This is a genomic window from Sphingomonas sp. ACRSK (assembly GCF_022346685.1).
In the GTDB taxonomy this organism is placed as follows: domain Bacteria; phylum Pseudomonadota; class Alphaproteobacteria; order Sphingomonadales; family Sphingomonadaceae; genus Sphingomonas; species Sphingomonas molluscorum.
In genome coordinates, this window is sequence record NZ_JAKRNR010000030.1 from 1 (window position 1) to 12,322 (window position 12,322).

Below are 12,322 nucleotides of genomic sequence, written 5' to 3' on the forward strand. Positions count from 1 at the left end.
GCTCAGGCCGCCGCTGACTGGATGCACGCTCAGCAGCCTCAGTCCGAGGAGATCGCAGCATGAAACCGGGTCGGGAAAATGCTGCTGGAATTCACATTGGGGCTGGACTGTCAGGATATGTCGCCGAACTTGGCTCGGCCTTCCTCTGCGCCGCGCTCGGCATCGTCCCCACCGTCCGCCACGGCGATTATCTGGCAAGCTGGCTGGCCGTGCTGCGCGAGGACAATCGCGCGATCTTCCGCGCCGCCAGCGCGGCGAGCAAGGCCGCCGACTGGCTGCTGTCGCGCTACCGCGAGGCTGTCGAGGCTGCTGCTGCGGAAAGGATCGCGGCATGATCCTCCTGCCCCCCGAGCTTCGCTTCGCGCTGCGCGCGAACGACATCAACCGCCGCGCCGCCGATGTGAACGGCGAGCGCTTCGATCCGGTGCCGCTGCTTAAGCTGTTCAATCCGCTGGGCGCGGCGACTTGGCTCGCAACCGAACTTGCCGACGATGACGACACCTTGTTCGGCCTTGCCGACCTCGGGTTCGGCTGTCCCGAGCTTGGCCCGTTCAGCCTGACTGAAATCGCCTCTGTGCGGCTCCCCTATGGAACGCGGATCGAGCGCGACATCGCGTTCGAGGGCCGGTTCGCGCTGTCGGTCTGGGCCGCGTGGAGCCGCCGCGCCGGGTCGATTATCCACGGCGAGGCGCTGCTGCGCCGGATGTCGCAGGGACAGGAAATCGGGCCGCCGCCCGACGCATCCGGCAACGGATGACGCATCGGGCGGCGGTGCGTCCGTCGCCCTTCTCGCCGGACCCGGCGGGGTTCGGCTCTACGCAAGGAGCAAGACCATGACTCTTATGTTCATCGCGCAGGACCGGCTTTCGGTCAGCAAGACCAACATGCGGCACAGCCGCAAGGCACCCGATGTTAGCGACATCCTCCCCACCATCCGCAAGCGCGGCGTGATCCAGACCCTGCTGGTCCGCGCCGGCCAGACCGAGGGCGATTTCGAGATCGTCGCTGGCGCGCGGCGCTTCCACGCCGCGCAGCTGGTCGCCGCCGAAACCGGCGAGGCCGAGCCGCTGCCGTGCCGCATCCTCGCGGCGGGCGACGATGCCGCCGCCATCGAGGCGTCGATGATCGAGAACTTGGCGAGGCTCGACGCCGACGAGGTGACGCAGTGGGAAACTTTCACGCGGCTGGTCAAGGAGGGCCGCGAGGTGGCGGATATTTCCGAGACCTTCGGGCTTCCCGAACTCACCATCCGGCGCGTGCTGGCGCTCGGCAATCTCATGCCACGCGTCCGCGACCTCTACCGCCGCGAGGAGATCGACCGCGCCACCATCCGCCACCTGACGATGGCGAGCAAGGCGCAGCAGCGCGCATGGGTGGCGCTACTCGACGACCCCAACGCCTATGTCCCGACCGGCCACAACCTCAAGGCTTGGCTGCTCGGCGGGCAGTCGATCAGCGCCGCCCATGCGTTGTTCGACCTTGACGGATACGGCGGCGCGCTGGTCGCCGACCTGTTCGGCGACGAGCGCTATTTCGCCGACGCGGACGCTTTCTGGGCCGCGCAGAACGCCGCCATCGACGCGCGCCGCGAAGGCTATCTCGAGGCGGGTTGGAGCGATGTCGTCATCGTCCCGCCGTCCGAACGGTTCGACAGCTGGGAGCATGAGAAGGCCGCGAAGCGCAAGGGCGGGCGCGTCTATGTCGATGTCCGCGCCAGTGGCGAGGTGGTCTTCCACGAGGGCTATCTGACCTGCGCCGAGGCCCGCCGCGCAGCGCGCGGCGAGCCGGTCGAGAGCGGCGCAAAGCCCGCGCGGCCCGAGATCACCAGTGCGATGCAGACCTATATCGACCTGCATCGCCATACCGCAGTGCGCGCATCAATGTGCGGTCATTCCGGGGTGGCGCTGCGCCTGATGGTCGCGCATGTGATCGTCGGATCACCGCTGTGGACCGTGCGGCCCGATCCGCAATCGACCCGCAACGACGAGGTGCGCGAGAGCGTCGAAACCTCGCCCGGCGAGACGCGGTTCGACGAGCATCGGCGCGCGGTGCTGGCGGTGCTCGGCTTATCCGACGAGGAACCGACCATCACTGGCGGCAACGGCGACGACCATGGCCTGTGCCAGCTGTTCTATCGGCTGCTGGAGCTTCCCGAGCCGCAAGTCCTCGACATCGTCGCGGTCGCGATGGGCGAGACCTTGGCGGTCGGCAGCGCCGCCGTCGATGCGGTCGGCAGCCATCTCGGCATCGACATGGCCGACTGGTGGCAGGCCGATGCCTGCCTGTTCGAACTGGTCCGCGACCGCGAGGTGGCGCAGGCGCTGCTCGCGGAGATCGCGGGCGAGGCGGTCGCCAAGGCGAACGAGGGCGAGAAGGCCAAGACCGTCAAGAAGATCGCCCGCGATCATATCGAGGGCGATAACGGCCGCGCCAAGGTCGAGCGCTGGGTGCCGCGCTGGATGCGTTTCCCGCCCGCCGCCTACACCACGCGCGGTGGCGTGGGGACGGTCGGCGCAGCCGCCCGCGCCCAGCGCATCGAGCCGGAACCCGAGCCGGAAAAGCTCGCCGCCTGACCGGAAAATGGCGCGGGCGGGAGACTGGTCCGCCCGCGCCATCCCGGCTCCGTCGGAGCCGGAATTCGCGCCGCGCGCCTCGGCTGTGGGCCTCGGCGCGCGGCTAGTTTGGCCGGCAGCCGGCGCAATCGTGGAGCAGGAGGCGCAGCTGCCGGGCGTTCTCGGCGAGCGCGGCATCGTCCTCGCCGGACCCCGATTCGAGCGCGACCGACAGCGCCGCGATCACGGCGCCGAGCAGTTGCAGGCGCATGTTCGCGGCTTCGAGCGACCGCGCCGAGCGTCTCGCCAGGCTTGCGGCGGCGGCGAGGTGGTCGAGCGCGGTCTGCGCCGCGGCGCCTGCCGCGAGTCGGTTGGGCAGCATCGTCTCGATCGTCTCCAGCAAGGCATCCGCCCGCCGATGCAGCCCGGCTGCATCGCGCATCAGCCCGTCCGCCAGATCGGAAACCGACCGCGTCATCGACGATCCAGCCGATCCTTCAAGCCCTTCGCCGCACGAAACCCGACCCGGCTGGAGGGACCGATCACGATGGTCTCGCCGCTACGCGGATTGCGTCCCGGCCGTGCGCCGCGCCGTGAGACCGAGAAGCGGCCGAACCCGGCGAGCGCGACATCGCCACCAGCGATGCCGTCCGCGATCGCATCGAGCACCGCCGTTACGGTCGCGCGCGCCTCCGCCTTGCTGATCCCGCGTGCCGCCGCAAGCCTGTCGGCGATGTCCTTGCTGGTCATTATTGCCCCTGGTGTGATGGATGCCGGCTCCGCCAAGGGACGCGGAACCGACGCCTCGCAGAGACAAGATATTCGCGTTTACGGGTAACGCCGACTGGGCCTGGAACGCATCTTTTTCCGGCGCACCGCCCGACGGCCTCTCCTGACAAGGCGGCCTGCGGCAGACTGTCCGGCGCCGCAACGCGGCCGCGAACTTTCTTCCCCGGGCGCGCGGGCGCGCCCTCCTCGCGGACCAAGAAAGCCCGCTCTCCCGCGTCCTCCGCTCACGCTTCGGTCCTGCGGATGCAGCCCCGTCCTGACTGCCGCCGATGTCCGCCTGTCGAGGCCGCAACGGGCGGCTTCGTGAGCAAAAGGAACTGACATCATGGCACAGATCGGCACCTTCACCCGCGACGAATCCGGCATCTTCTCGGGCTCGATCCGGACCCTCACCCTCAACGTCAAGGCGACCATCCGCCCCATCGATCGCGACAATGACAAGGCACCCGACCATCGCGTCTTCGCCGGCGCCGTGGAGATCGGCGCGGGCTGGACCAAGGCCGCGCGCGAGACCGGCACCGAGTATCTTTCGCTGAAGCTCGACGATCCTTCGCTGCCGTCGCCGATCTACGCCCAGCTCGTCCAGGGCGACGGCTCGGACTGGAAGCTCATCTGGTCCCGGTGACCAGCTCGGCCGGGGGTGTCGAAACCGGAAATCGGTTCGACACTCCCGCTGCCGGGTCGGGTTGGCGAGGCTCGGGGACGCGCCGGCACTTTCACCGCCGCTCCAGATTCGGACCCCGACCACGATGCAAGACGACAGCGACATCGACCGCGCGGGCCGCGCCAAGCGCGGCTCGCCCTTCCTCACCACCGACCAGGCGGCGGCCTATCTCAAGATCTCGTCCAAGTCGCTCAAGCGCCTCCGGCGCGACGGCAAGGGGCCGGCGTTTCGCCGCCATTGCCGCTTCGTCCAGTATCATATCGACGACCTCGACAGCTGGAGCCGCGATAGCGGCGCTCGGGAGTCGGGCAAGTGAGCCGGCGCGCGCAAGGCAGCCCAGATGCGCCGCTGCTTGCATGGGGGGACGCGCTCCGGGCCGCGAAGGTCCGGCGGCGCAAGCTCGGCAGGCGCGCCGCGGTCCTGGCTGCGGGTAGCGCGGTTCTTCTCGTATCGGTCCTGTTTCCGCCGGCGCCTCGCCTCGTCTGGAATGCCTCCGCGAGCGCCCCGGTTGGCCTCTATGCGGTGACGTCCGGGAGTCCGGCGGAGCCCGGCGACATGGTGATCGCGCGCGTGCCCGACCCGTGGCGCCGGCTCGCCGCGACCCGCCGCTACCTGCCGATGAACGTCCCACTGGTGAAGCGCGTCGCGGCCGCTGCCGGCGACGAGGTCTGCGCATTGGGGCAGGAAATCTTCGTCAGCGGACGATGGACCGCTGAGCGATCGACCGTCGATGGCGCGGACCGGCCGATGCCGATGTGGTCGGGCTGCGTCCGACTGCGCGGGCGCCAGCTCTTCCTGCTGATGGACACCCCGGCATCGTTCGACGGGCGCTATTTCGGGGTGACCGAGGGCAGCGACGTCATCGGCAAGGCGCGGCTGCTATGGGCGCGATAAGGCTCTGGATCGCCGCCGCGACGCTGGCGTTCGCCGGTCCCGCGCGGGGCGAAACCGTTGCCGACTGGCACCCCTATATCGTCGAGGCATCGAACCGGTTCGGCGTGCCTGTTGCGTGGATCGAGCGCGTGATGCGGGCCGAAAGCGGTGGGCGGACGACCTTAGCCGGGCGACCGATCCGCTCGTCGGCGGGTGCGATGGGCCTGATGCAATTGATGCCGCCGACCTGGGCCGACATGCGTGCCCGGCTTGGTCTTGGCAACAACCCCGACGACCCGCGCGAGAACATCCTAGCCGGCACGCTCTACCTGCGACTGATGTACGATCGGTTCGGCTATCCCGGTTTGTTCGCCGCCTACAACGCCGGTCCGAAGCGCTATGCAGACTATCTCGCTGGGCGGGTCAGGCTGCCGTCCGAGACGGTCGGCTACCTCGCCAGCGTCGCGCCTGCCGTACCCGGCCCGGTGCCCGCGCCGGTGCGTTCAGCCCCACCGCCATCGATCTTCGCGGAGCGCAGGAACGTGCAGGCGATTGGTCCAGCGGAGGCTAATCCTTTCCCAGCGTCGTCGCTTTTCGTCGCGCTGTCGCAGCGGGATTGATCGCGATGTCGTGCGTGTCGGAGAGGGAGGAAGCTCGTCTCGACAGACCCAGCATGACGGGTAGCGGAACGCTATCAAGGCCCGCGGGTCCCCCCCAATTTTCTTCGAAAATCGGTTCCCCCCACGTCCGCTTCGCGGCGCTGCGCGGCCCTGACAGCCGCTCCGCCACCCGTCTCTCTAACGCCGTTCTCGATGGTGAGGATAGTAGCGTTGGAGGTCACAATGGACATGTCTCAGAGCATCGGAACGGCGTCGGATCGCGTGATGGCGGCGCTGGTTTCAGGGCTGGAACTGGAGTTTGGGCGCGGTGCAGGAGAGGCATTGGCGCATCGGTTTCTGGAGGCGGAGGAAGCGGATTTTCGCTGGGATGCGAGGGGCGAGGAGCGCTGGATCGGCGCCTATGAGAGTATCGACAACGAGGAATTCGAACTGGACCGGATCGCGATTTGCGGGCGGCTCGATGGAAAATGGTTCTGCGCCACCATGCTCGTGGATGGCGATGGTAACACCCATGGCATGATGGGGTGCCGGCAGTTCAGGTCGCTGGTTCGGGCGCGGGATGCGATGCTCGATGCCCACTGATCGCAGCGAATTGCACCGGGAGAGGCGGCGTCGGTTCGGCGTCGTCTCTCCCCCTTTTTTGAGCCGGGATGGAGGGGAGGAAGGGGAAAAGGGTAAACAAGATAAAGGCAGTGTCTCTCGACACTTCCTAAGCCTTTGTCTGCACATCCTTTTTTCGGGAGATAGCAGCCCGCGGCTGCGAGACTGTTTCGCAAGGAATGGCGAAAATCCGCCATTTTTGGCCCAAAATCGCGAGATTCCGGGGCTCTTCTATGCCTGACGATGATTTCAAGCCGAAGCTGGGCAGGAGCCGGAGCAAGGACGGCAAACGCGCCACGAAATATGGCGGGCGCATCCTCACAGCCGCGCGCCTCGCCGGGACCAAGACCGGGGTGAAGGCCCGCCGCTTCGACGGCAGCCGGATCGGGCGCGGCGCAAGCATGGGGCGACTGCTGTCCAGCCGCGACCGGCTTGCCGGTTTTCGTGGTCGCCGGGCGGTGGTGAAGGCGAGCCTGATCCGACTTCAGGGCAAAGCCGGCCAGGTCGCCCGCGCGCACATGCGCTACATCCAGCGCGACGGGGTCACCCGCGAGGGATTGCCCGGTGAGCTTTACGGTCCCGAGACCGATCGCGCGGATGGCGATGATTTCCTGAAGCGGACGGCCCATGACCGGCATCAGTTCCGCTTCATCGTCTCGGCCGAGGACGGCGCCGAATATGCCGACCTCAAGCCCTATGTCCGTCGGTTGATGACCCAGGTCGAGCAGGATCTCGGCACCAGGCTCGATTGGGTCGCGGTCGACCATTTTAACACCGAGCGCCCGCACACCCATATCGTCCTGCGCGGCGTCGATGATCGCGGCGACAATCTCATCATCGCGCGCGAGTATATTTCGCACGGGCTCCGCGAACGCGCGTCCGAGCTGGTGACGCTCGACCTTGGCCCCCGCACTGACCAGGAAATAGAATCCCGCCTCCGCCATGATGTCGACCAGGAGCGACTGACCGCGATCGACCGGCGGCTGATCCGCCGCATGGACGCCGACCGAACCGTGGCGGCGACGGACAATGATCCATTCCAGCAATCGGTCACGTCCGGACGGCTGCGCAAGCTCAAGGCGATGGATCTGGTCGAGGATGTCGGCGGTGGTCGCTACCGGCTTGCTGACGGGCTGGAGGAGACGCTGCGCCGGATGGGCGAGCGCGGCGACGTCATCCGGCTCATGCAGCGCGAACTGACCGCGCGCCTGCTCGACCGCGCCGGGGTCGAGCAGGTGGTTGCGACCGAGCTGCGTGAAGCGATCGTTGGGCGGCTGATCAGTCGGGGCTTTTCCGACGAGCATCGCGACCGGCACTATGTGATGGTCGACGGCGCCGATGGCCGGGTTCATTATGTCGACATCGGGCGGGGGGATGCGACGCCATCGGTGCCCGAGAATGCGACCATCCGGATCGACCCGACCAAGGCCCAGGTGACTCAGGCGGACCGCACTATCGATGCGGTCGCCCGCGCCAATGATGGGCGCTACTCGATCGACCTGCATCTGCGGCACGATCCGAACGCGAGCGAGGCGTTCGCGGCGAGCCACGTCCGCCGGCTTGAAGCGATGCGGCGCGCCGGCGCGGGACCGGTACGGCAAACGGACGGCAGCTGGTCCGTTCCGCACGACCATCTCGCCCGGGCGGAGGCGTTCGCCCAGCGGCAGCAGCGCGACCGGCCGGTGACCCTCGCCATTCTGTCGCCGACGCCGATCGCCGAACTGGTTGCGAAGGAGGCCCCGACCTGGCTCGATCGGGAGCTCGAGACGGGCCCGTCCAGCACTGCGCGCGACGCCGGTTTCGGCCGTGAGGTGCGAACGGCATTGGCGGCCCGCCGCCAGTGGCTCATCGAACAGCAACTGGCCGATGGCCACGGCCAAGATTTTCGGTTGCGCAGCGGCGCCAAGGAAGCCCTGCGGCGGCGCGAGCTGGAGAACGCCGGCGGGCGGCTTACCGGGCAGCTCGGCAAGCGGTTCGAGGCGGCCCGGATCGGCGAGCACATCGAGGGCGTGATCGCGCGGCGCGTCGATCTCGAAAGCGGCCCGCACGCGCTGGTCGAACGATCGCGCGATTTCACGTTGGTTCCGTGGCGCGATTTGCTTGAGCACAACATAGGCAAGGCTGCCTCGGGAGTATTGCGGACCGATGGTATCAGCTGGCAATTCGGCCGCGGCCGTGCTGGACCCTCAATCAGTTGATGCTCGTCGCCTGCCCCGGGGTGAATGGCGAAGTCTGCCTCATTCGCCGTCGATTTCCTGGATGCGCCGGCTGAGCGCAGTCAGGAACGCCATGCGCGGGACGAGCGGTGCCTCCTCGCCACCTTCCATCAGCCGCGCCACGTCGTCGGTGAGGTCGGCGCCGGTCGACGCAACGAGTATCAGGGAATCGCCTCCATGCTGGAAGCGTCCCTGGGCCAGTCGCTCGAGCTCGTCGGCCTCGATCGGGTCGAACTCCCCCCTGAGCGCTCGAAGCTTATCCTCGATGCCGATCGCCTCGCCGACTTCGAGATATCCGGGCGGCAGACCTAGCAGCGCACCCACGTCGTCGAGCGAGTAACCGAGCCTTGCCATACCCTCTGTCGTCAACGCGGCATGGATGCAGCTTTCGTGCGGGAACGCCACCCGAAACCCGTCGACAACCCCGGCGGTCTTGGCGAGGTGCTCGCCGCATGCCGCGGCAATGTCACGTCCGACGAGCACCGACGGCACTGCCTCTCGGTTGCCGGCGAACCGATAGGTCCAGCCCGGCGGATACGGAATCGATCCGCCGACATAGGACACGGGGCCTTCGTGCTGCGATATGTTGCGCAGCTCGAGGAAGAACCCCATCGCGGGATCCGCCTTCATTCGTTCCCGCCAGTCACCGTACCATGCGTGGAAGCCCGCAACCTTGGACAGCGATTTCTGCATCACGAAGGTCACGCTTCGACACGCCGCCAGGAACGCGTTCAGGTTGTAGCCGAACTCGGCCCCTTGGCTCCTCGTCATGCCTGCGAGGAAGTACTCGGCTTCGAGAAGCTTCGCGATCGTCGCCTGCAAGCTGGTAAAGCGGTATCTCATCGGACAAGAATGTGAGGTATATCCGATGAGAAGGCCAGCAAGCGGTGCGACCGGCAGGCAGCGGCCGCAAAGCTCCTAGCCTCTCTCGCGTCAGTGGGCGATGCTAACCCATGAGGTCTATCTCAAAGCTTCGATTCGATGCGTTCGCAGGTTATGCCCGGCTGCCGATCGCGCAGATTTTCGGGCGTGAGTTGGAATATTTCGAGGCCGATGGCGGCAGCATCCTCGGCATGCTGATCCAGGACATCCCCGACCGCGACTTCTTCGGGATGATCTTCGCGCCCGACGCGCGGCTGCGATATCGCAGCGCGGGCATGACCGAGTTCGTCGAGACGCCGGAGGAGGCAAGGGCTGACCTGGCGGCCGCCCTTGCGGCTGCCGAGCAGGCAGAGCCAGAGGCGCACCACCAAGGGGACGAGAAGGGCGCCGCGATCGACTTCTTCGCGCCGGTCAAGCCCGCCAGCCCGCTCAACGCGGACCTCGCGGTCCTGATCTCCGAGGAGAGCTTTTCGCCCGCGAAAGGCATCATCGCTCCGATGATGCGCTGGTACGAGGACGTGGATGGCAACTTCATCGAGCAGTTCCAGACGACCGGCTTCGACCAGCGAGTCTGGGAGTTGTATCTGTTCGCCACCTTAATCGAGAATGGCTTCGAGCTCGACCGCTCCGACCCGGTGCCGGACTTCGTCTGCTCGGGCCTGCGCGGTAGCTTCACGATGGAGGCAGTCACCGTCGGGCCGACCCGCAAGGGCGGGTCTGTGGTCCCGCCGCCCGTTCGCGCGACTCCCGAGGACCAGCTGCGCTTCCTGAAGGACTACATGCCGATCAAGTTCGGCAGCGCGCTCTTTAGCAAGCTCGCAAAGCGCTATTGGGAGCGGCCGAACGTCGCCGGCCAGCCCTTCGTCCTCGCCGTTGCCGACTTCTCCGAGCCCGGCTCGATGATCCATACGCGCTCTGCGCTCGAGCGATATCTCTACGGGATCCAGGTGGAGGCCGGGCCCGGCCCGGGCAGCGATGGGTCGATCGAATGGGTCACGAAGGTCGTCGAGACGCATAGCTTCGAGGGGAAGACGATCCCGTCCGGATTCTTCCGCCAGCCCGACGCCGCGCATGTCAGCGCGGTTATCTCTACCACTGCAGGTACCATCGCCAAGTTCAATCGGATGGGTCTCAAAGCAGGCTTCGGGTCCGGCCGCGTCCTGATGATCCGCGAGGGCACCAACATCGCTCACGGCCTTAAGGCGCAGCTCCCCAAGATGTTTCGAGTGATCGTCAACGCACCCGGTTACGAGGAGAGCTGGACCGAGGGCATTAGCGTCTATCACAATCCAAACGCACGTTATCCGCTCGACCCCGACATGTTCCCTGACGCGGCGCATCATTTCCTCGATCAGGAGGGACGGTTGCGCAGCTTCACGCCGGACTTTTACCCGCTCGGGTCGGTCACGCGTCAGTTCGCCCCGGTCGATGTTGCGAAAATCCTCGCCGCCGCCAAGGACGGTACGCACATGATGTGGACCTTACGCCCGGAGGAATAAGCAGCTCCGCGCGCGGTCGGGGCAGCCGCGGCTCTCAAAGGATATAGCTCCAGCCGATCGTCCAAATCCTCCAGGATTGAGGCAATCTCGACGTGGAGGCGATAGGCTGCACATCCTGTGGGCGGCTGCACCCAGTCCTTGCGTCTCGCTTCTGTTCCTGTTATGTTCTAATGGTGGGCGCGATTGCGACCCCTTTCGAACTTGGACTGCCCATGGCTTTATTGGAGACATTGCACGCGCTGCTGGCTAGGATGGACGTGCGGTGCGCAGTGTTCGGGGGACAATGGCTAGAATGAGCCAGATTAGCTTTGCAGATTTATTCTCCGGTTGTGGTGGCCTGTCGCTTGGCTTGTCGTTGGCAGGATTTTCTGGCCGCTTCGCAATCGAGCGCGATCCAATGGCGTTCGGAACATTCTCCGCGAACTTCCTTGATGACCCCGCCGGTCCGTCAGCCTTCTCCTGGCCCGAGTGGCTGGAGCGAAAGGCTTGGGGCATCGAGGAGCTTCTCGAGCGGCACAAGCCAGACCTGCTGGCGCTTCGTGGCAAGATCGACGTGCTGGCGGGCGGGCCGCCCTGCCAGGGATTTAGCTTTGCCGGCCGCCGGCAGGAGGAAGATCCCCGGAACATGCTCTTCGAGAAGTATGTCGAGGTAGTGAAGGCGCTGAAGCCAAAGCTCCTCGTCCTCGAGAACGTGCCTGGGATGAAGGTCATCCATCACAGGCGGAACGTCATTGAACTCGTCCCATCGCCAGAGGCGCCAAGGCGCCAATCCTTCTTCGACCGCCTGATCGAGAGCCTTGATGAGGCAGGCTACGCGGTAGAAGGCGAACTCGTCGACGCATCGCGCTTCGGCGTACCGCAGCGGCGGGTACGGCTGATCGCCATTGGCGTTCGCAAGGACCTCTTGCGATGGGCGCCGAGCGGGCCCCGCAGGGCGTTCGAGTTGCTCGAGCTGGCTGGACCCGCGCAGCTTGCGGAGCTTGGACTCCCGGCGACGGTAAGTAGTGCCGCGGCCATATCCGACCTCGAGGTCGCCGGCGCCAAGCTTGTCGCATGCGAAGACGCGGAGTCACCGCGTGGCTTCCAGGAGGCATCCTACCGTGCACCTCGAACTGCATACCAGTTGCTGATGCATGCGAACGCGCCGTGTGGGATGAACAGCATGCGTCTGGCGCGCCACCGCGAGGACGTGCAGGAGCGCTTTGGCCGCATCATCTCGGAATGTCGCCAAGGCGTTCGGATGGATGATGCGAGCCGCAAGACCTACGGCCTCAAGAAGCACAGGATCTATCCGATGGCAGCCGGGGAGCCTGCACCGACGATTACGACATTGCCCGACGACATCCTCCATTACTCGGAGCCTCGCATCCTGACGGTACGCGAATGTGCTCGACTACAGTCGTTTCCCGATTGGTTTCGGTTCACGGGCAAGTTCACGACTGGGGGCCATAGGCGCACGCGCGAATGCCCGCGATACACGCAAGTGGGCAATGCCGTGCCACCGTATCTAGCGCGGGCACTCGGTATCGCGTTGAAGGACCTGCTTGCAGAAATTGCCGGGCAGCGGTCGGAATTCCTGGGTGCGCGCGGCGGGCAGCAGATTGCTGCGATCGCGTAGCCAGGGGGA

14 protein-coding genes are annotated in these 12,322 nt (G+C 66.3%); 11 read left to right on the plus strand and 3 right to left on the minus strand.

What is annotated here, in order from left to right:
* The first annotated feature begins 59 nt into the window (after positions 1 to 59).
* From MHZ35_RS14490 to MHZ35_RS14500, 3 genes are all read left to right on the plus strand, one after another.
* Positions 60 to 335 (plus strand): zincin-like metallopeptidase domain-containing protein, encoded by a 276-nt coding sequence (locus MHZ35_RS14490; RefSeq protein WP_239436286.1) that lies wholly within the window; start codon positions 60 to 62, stop codon positions 333 to 335.
* Positions 332 to 757, plus strand: coding sequence for a DUF2958 domain-containing protein (locus tag MHZ35_RS14495; RefSeq protein WP_239436287.1), 426 nt, complete (start codon positions 332 to 334; stop codon positions 755 to 757). The genes MHZ35_RS14490 and MHZ35_RS14495 overlap by 4 nt, the downstream gene beginning before the upstream one ends.
* A 76-nt stretch (positions 758 to 833) precedes the next feature.
* Complete coding sequence (locus MHZ35_RS14500; RefSeq protein ID WP_239436288.1) at positions 834 to 2,573, plus strand: ParB/RepB/Spo0J family partition protein; 1,740 nt, start codon at positions 834 to 836, stop codon at positions 2,571 to 2,573.
* A 103-nt stretch (positions 2,574 to 2,676) separates the two neighbouring features.
* On the opposite strand, the gene MHZ35_RS14505 is transcribed toward MHZ35_RS14500, so the two are convergent.
* Both MHZ35_RS14505 and MHZ35_RS14510 read right to left on the minus strand, forming a co-directional pair.
* On the minus strand, positions 2,677 to 3,030 hold the full coding sequence (locus MHZ35_RS14505; protein ID WP_239436289.1) for a hypothetical protein: 354 nt from the start codon (positions 3,028 to 3,030) through the stop codon (positions 2,677 to 2,679).
* Positions 3,027 to 3,302 (minus strand): HU family DNA-binding protein, encoded by a 276-nt coding sequence (locus MHZ35_RS14510; protein ID WP_239436290.1) that lies wholly within the window; start codon positions 3,300 to 3,302, stop codon positions 3,027 to 3,029. The genes MHZ35_RS14505 and MHZ35_RS14510 overlap by 4 nt, the downstream gene beginning before the upstream one ends.
* Positions 3,303 to 3,666: 364 nt before the next feature.
* Between MHZ35_RS14510 and MHZ35_RS14515 the strand changes: the two genes are divergently transcribed.
* From MHZ35_RS14515 to rlxS, 6 genes are all read left to right on the plus strand, one after another.
* On the plus strand, positions 3,667 to 3,966 hold the full coding sequence (locus MHZ35_RS14515; protein WP_239436291.1) for a DUF736 domain-containing protein: 300 nt from the start codon (positions 3,667 to 3,669) through the stop codon (positions 3,964 to 3,966).
* A gap of 124 nt (positions 3,967 to 4,090) precedes the next feature.
* Positions 4,091 to 4,321 carry a helix-turn-helix domain-containing protein gene (locus tag MHZ35_RS14520; protein ID WP_239436292.1) on the plus strand — a complete coding sequence of 77 codons (231 nt, stop codon included), beginning with the start codon at positions 4,091 to 4,093 and terminating at the stop codon, positions 4,319 to 4,321.
* Positions 4,318 to 4,899, plus strand: coding sequence for a S26 family signal peptidase (locus MHZ35_RS14525; protein WP_239436293.1), 582 nt, complete (start codon positions 4,318 to 4,320; stop codon positions 4,897 to 4,899). Before MHZ35_RS14520 ends, MHZ35_RS14525 begins: the two co-directional genes overlap by 4 nt.
* Positions 4,887 to 5,498: a lytic transglycosylase domain-containing protein gene (locus MHZ35_RS14530; RefSeq protein WP_239436294.1), complete on the plus strand. Its 612-nt coding sequence runs from the start codon at positions 4,887 to 4,889 to the stop codon at positions 5,496 to 5,498. Before MHZ35_RS14525 ends, MHZ35_RS14530 begins: the two co-directional genes overlap by 13 nt.
* A 222-nt stretch (positions 5,499 to 5,720) precedes the next feature.
* On the plus strand, positions 5,721 to 6,080 hold the full coding sequence (locus MHZ35_RS14535; protein WP_239436295.1) for a hypothetical protein: 360 nt from the start codon (positions 5,721 to 5,723) through the stop codon (positions 6,078 to 6,080).
* Positions 6,081 to 6,331: 251 nt separating this feature from the next.
* Positions 6,332 to 8,296 carry a relaxase/mobilization nuclease RlxS gene (rlxS, locus tag MHZ35_RS14540; RefSeq protein WP_446741058.1) on the plus strand — a complete coding sequence of 655 codons (1,965 nt, stop codon included), beginning with the start codon at positions 6,332 to 6,334 and terminating at the stop codon, positions 8,294 to 8,296.
* 39 nt (positions 8,297 to 8,335) lie between these two features.
* Here rlxS and MHZ35_RS14545 read toward each other — a convergent pair whose 3' ends face one another.
* A complete protein-coding gene (locus MHZ35_RS14545) occupies positions 8,336 to 9,136 on the minus strand; it encodes a hypothetical protein (RefSeq protein WP_239436297.1) in 801 nt (266 codons plus the stop codon).
* 131 nt (positions 9,137 to 9,267) lie between these two features.
* Between MHZ35_RS14545 and MHZ35_RS14550 the strand changes: the two genes are divergently transcribed.
* On the plus strand, positions 9,268 to 10,695 hold the full coding sequence (locus MHZ35_RS14550; protein ID WP_239436298.1) for a hypothetical protein: 1,428 nt from the start codon (positions 9,268 to 9,270) through the stop codon (positions 10,693 to 10,695).
* Between the two features lie 292 nt (positions 10,696 to 10,987).
* Positions 10,988 to 12,313, plus strand: coding sequence for a DNA cytosine methyltransferase (locus tag MHZ35_RS14555; RefSeq protein ID WP_239436299.1), 1,326 nt, complete (start codon positions 10,988 to 10,990; stop codon positions 12,311 to 12,313).
* Positions 12,314 to 12,322: the final 9 nt, after the last annotated feature.

Coding starts and splice junctions, on each gene's coding strand:
- MHZ35_RS14490 (WP_239436286.1), top strand. CDS start 60: ATGAAACCGGGTCGGGAAAATGCTGCTGGAATTCACATTGGGGCTGGA.
- MHZ35_RS14495 (WP_239436287.1), top strand. CDS start 332: ATGATCCTCCTGCCCCCCGAGCTTCGCTTCGCGCTGCGCGCGAACGAC.
- MHZ35_RS14500 (WP_239436288.1), top strand. CDS start 834: ATGACTCTTATGTTCATCGCGCAGGACCGGCTTTCGGTCAGCAAGACC.
- MHZ35_RS14505 (WP_239436289.1), bottom strand. CDS start 3,030: ATGACGCGGTCGGTTTCCGATCTGGCGGACGGGCTGATGCGCGATGCA.
- MHZ35_RS14510 (WP_239436290.1), bottom strand. CDS start 3,302: ATGACCAGCAAGGACATCGCCGACAGGCTTGCGGCGGCACGCGGGATC.
- MHZ35_RS14515 (WP_239436291.1), top strand. CDS start 3,667: ATGGCACAGATCGGCACCTTCACCCGCGACGAATCCGGCATCTTCTCG.
- MHZ35_RS14520 (WP_239436292.1), top strand. CDS start 4,091: ATGCAAGACGACAGCGACATCGACCGCGCGGGCCGCGCCAAGCGCGGC.
- MHZ35_RS14530 (WP_239436294.1), top strand. CDS start 4,887: ATGGGCGCGATAAGGCTCTGGATCGCCGCCGCGACGCTGGCGTTCGCC.
- MHZ35_RS14535 (WP_239436295.1), top strand. CDS start 5,721: ATGGACATGTCTCAGAGCATCGGAACGGCGTCGGATCGCGTGATGGCG.
- rlxS (WP_446741058.1), top strand. CDS start 6,332: ATGCCTGACGATGATTTCAAGCCGAAGCTGGGCAGGAGCCGGAGCAAG.
- MHZ35_RS14550 (WP_239436298.1), top strand. CDS start 9,268: ATGAGGTCTATCTCAAAGCTTCGATTCGATGCGTTCGCAGGTTATGCC.
- MHZ35_RS14555 (WP_239436299.1), top strand. CDS start 10,988: ATGAGCCAGATTAGCTTTGCAGATTTATTCTCCGGTTGTGGTGGCCTG.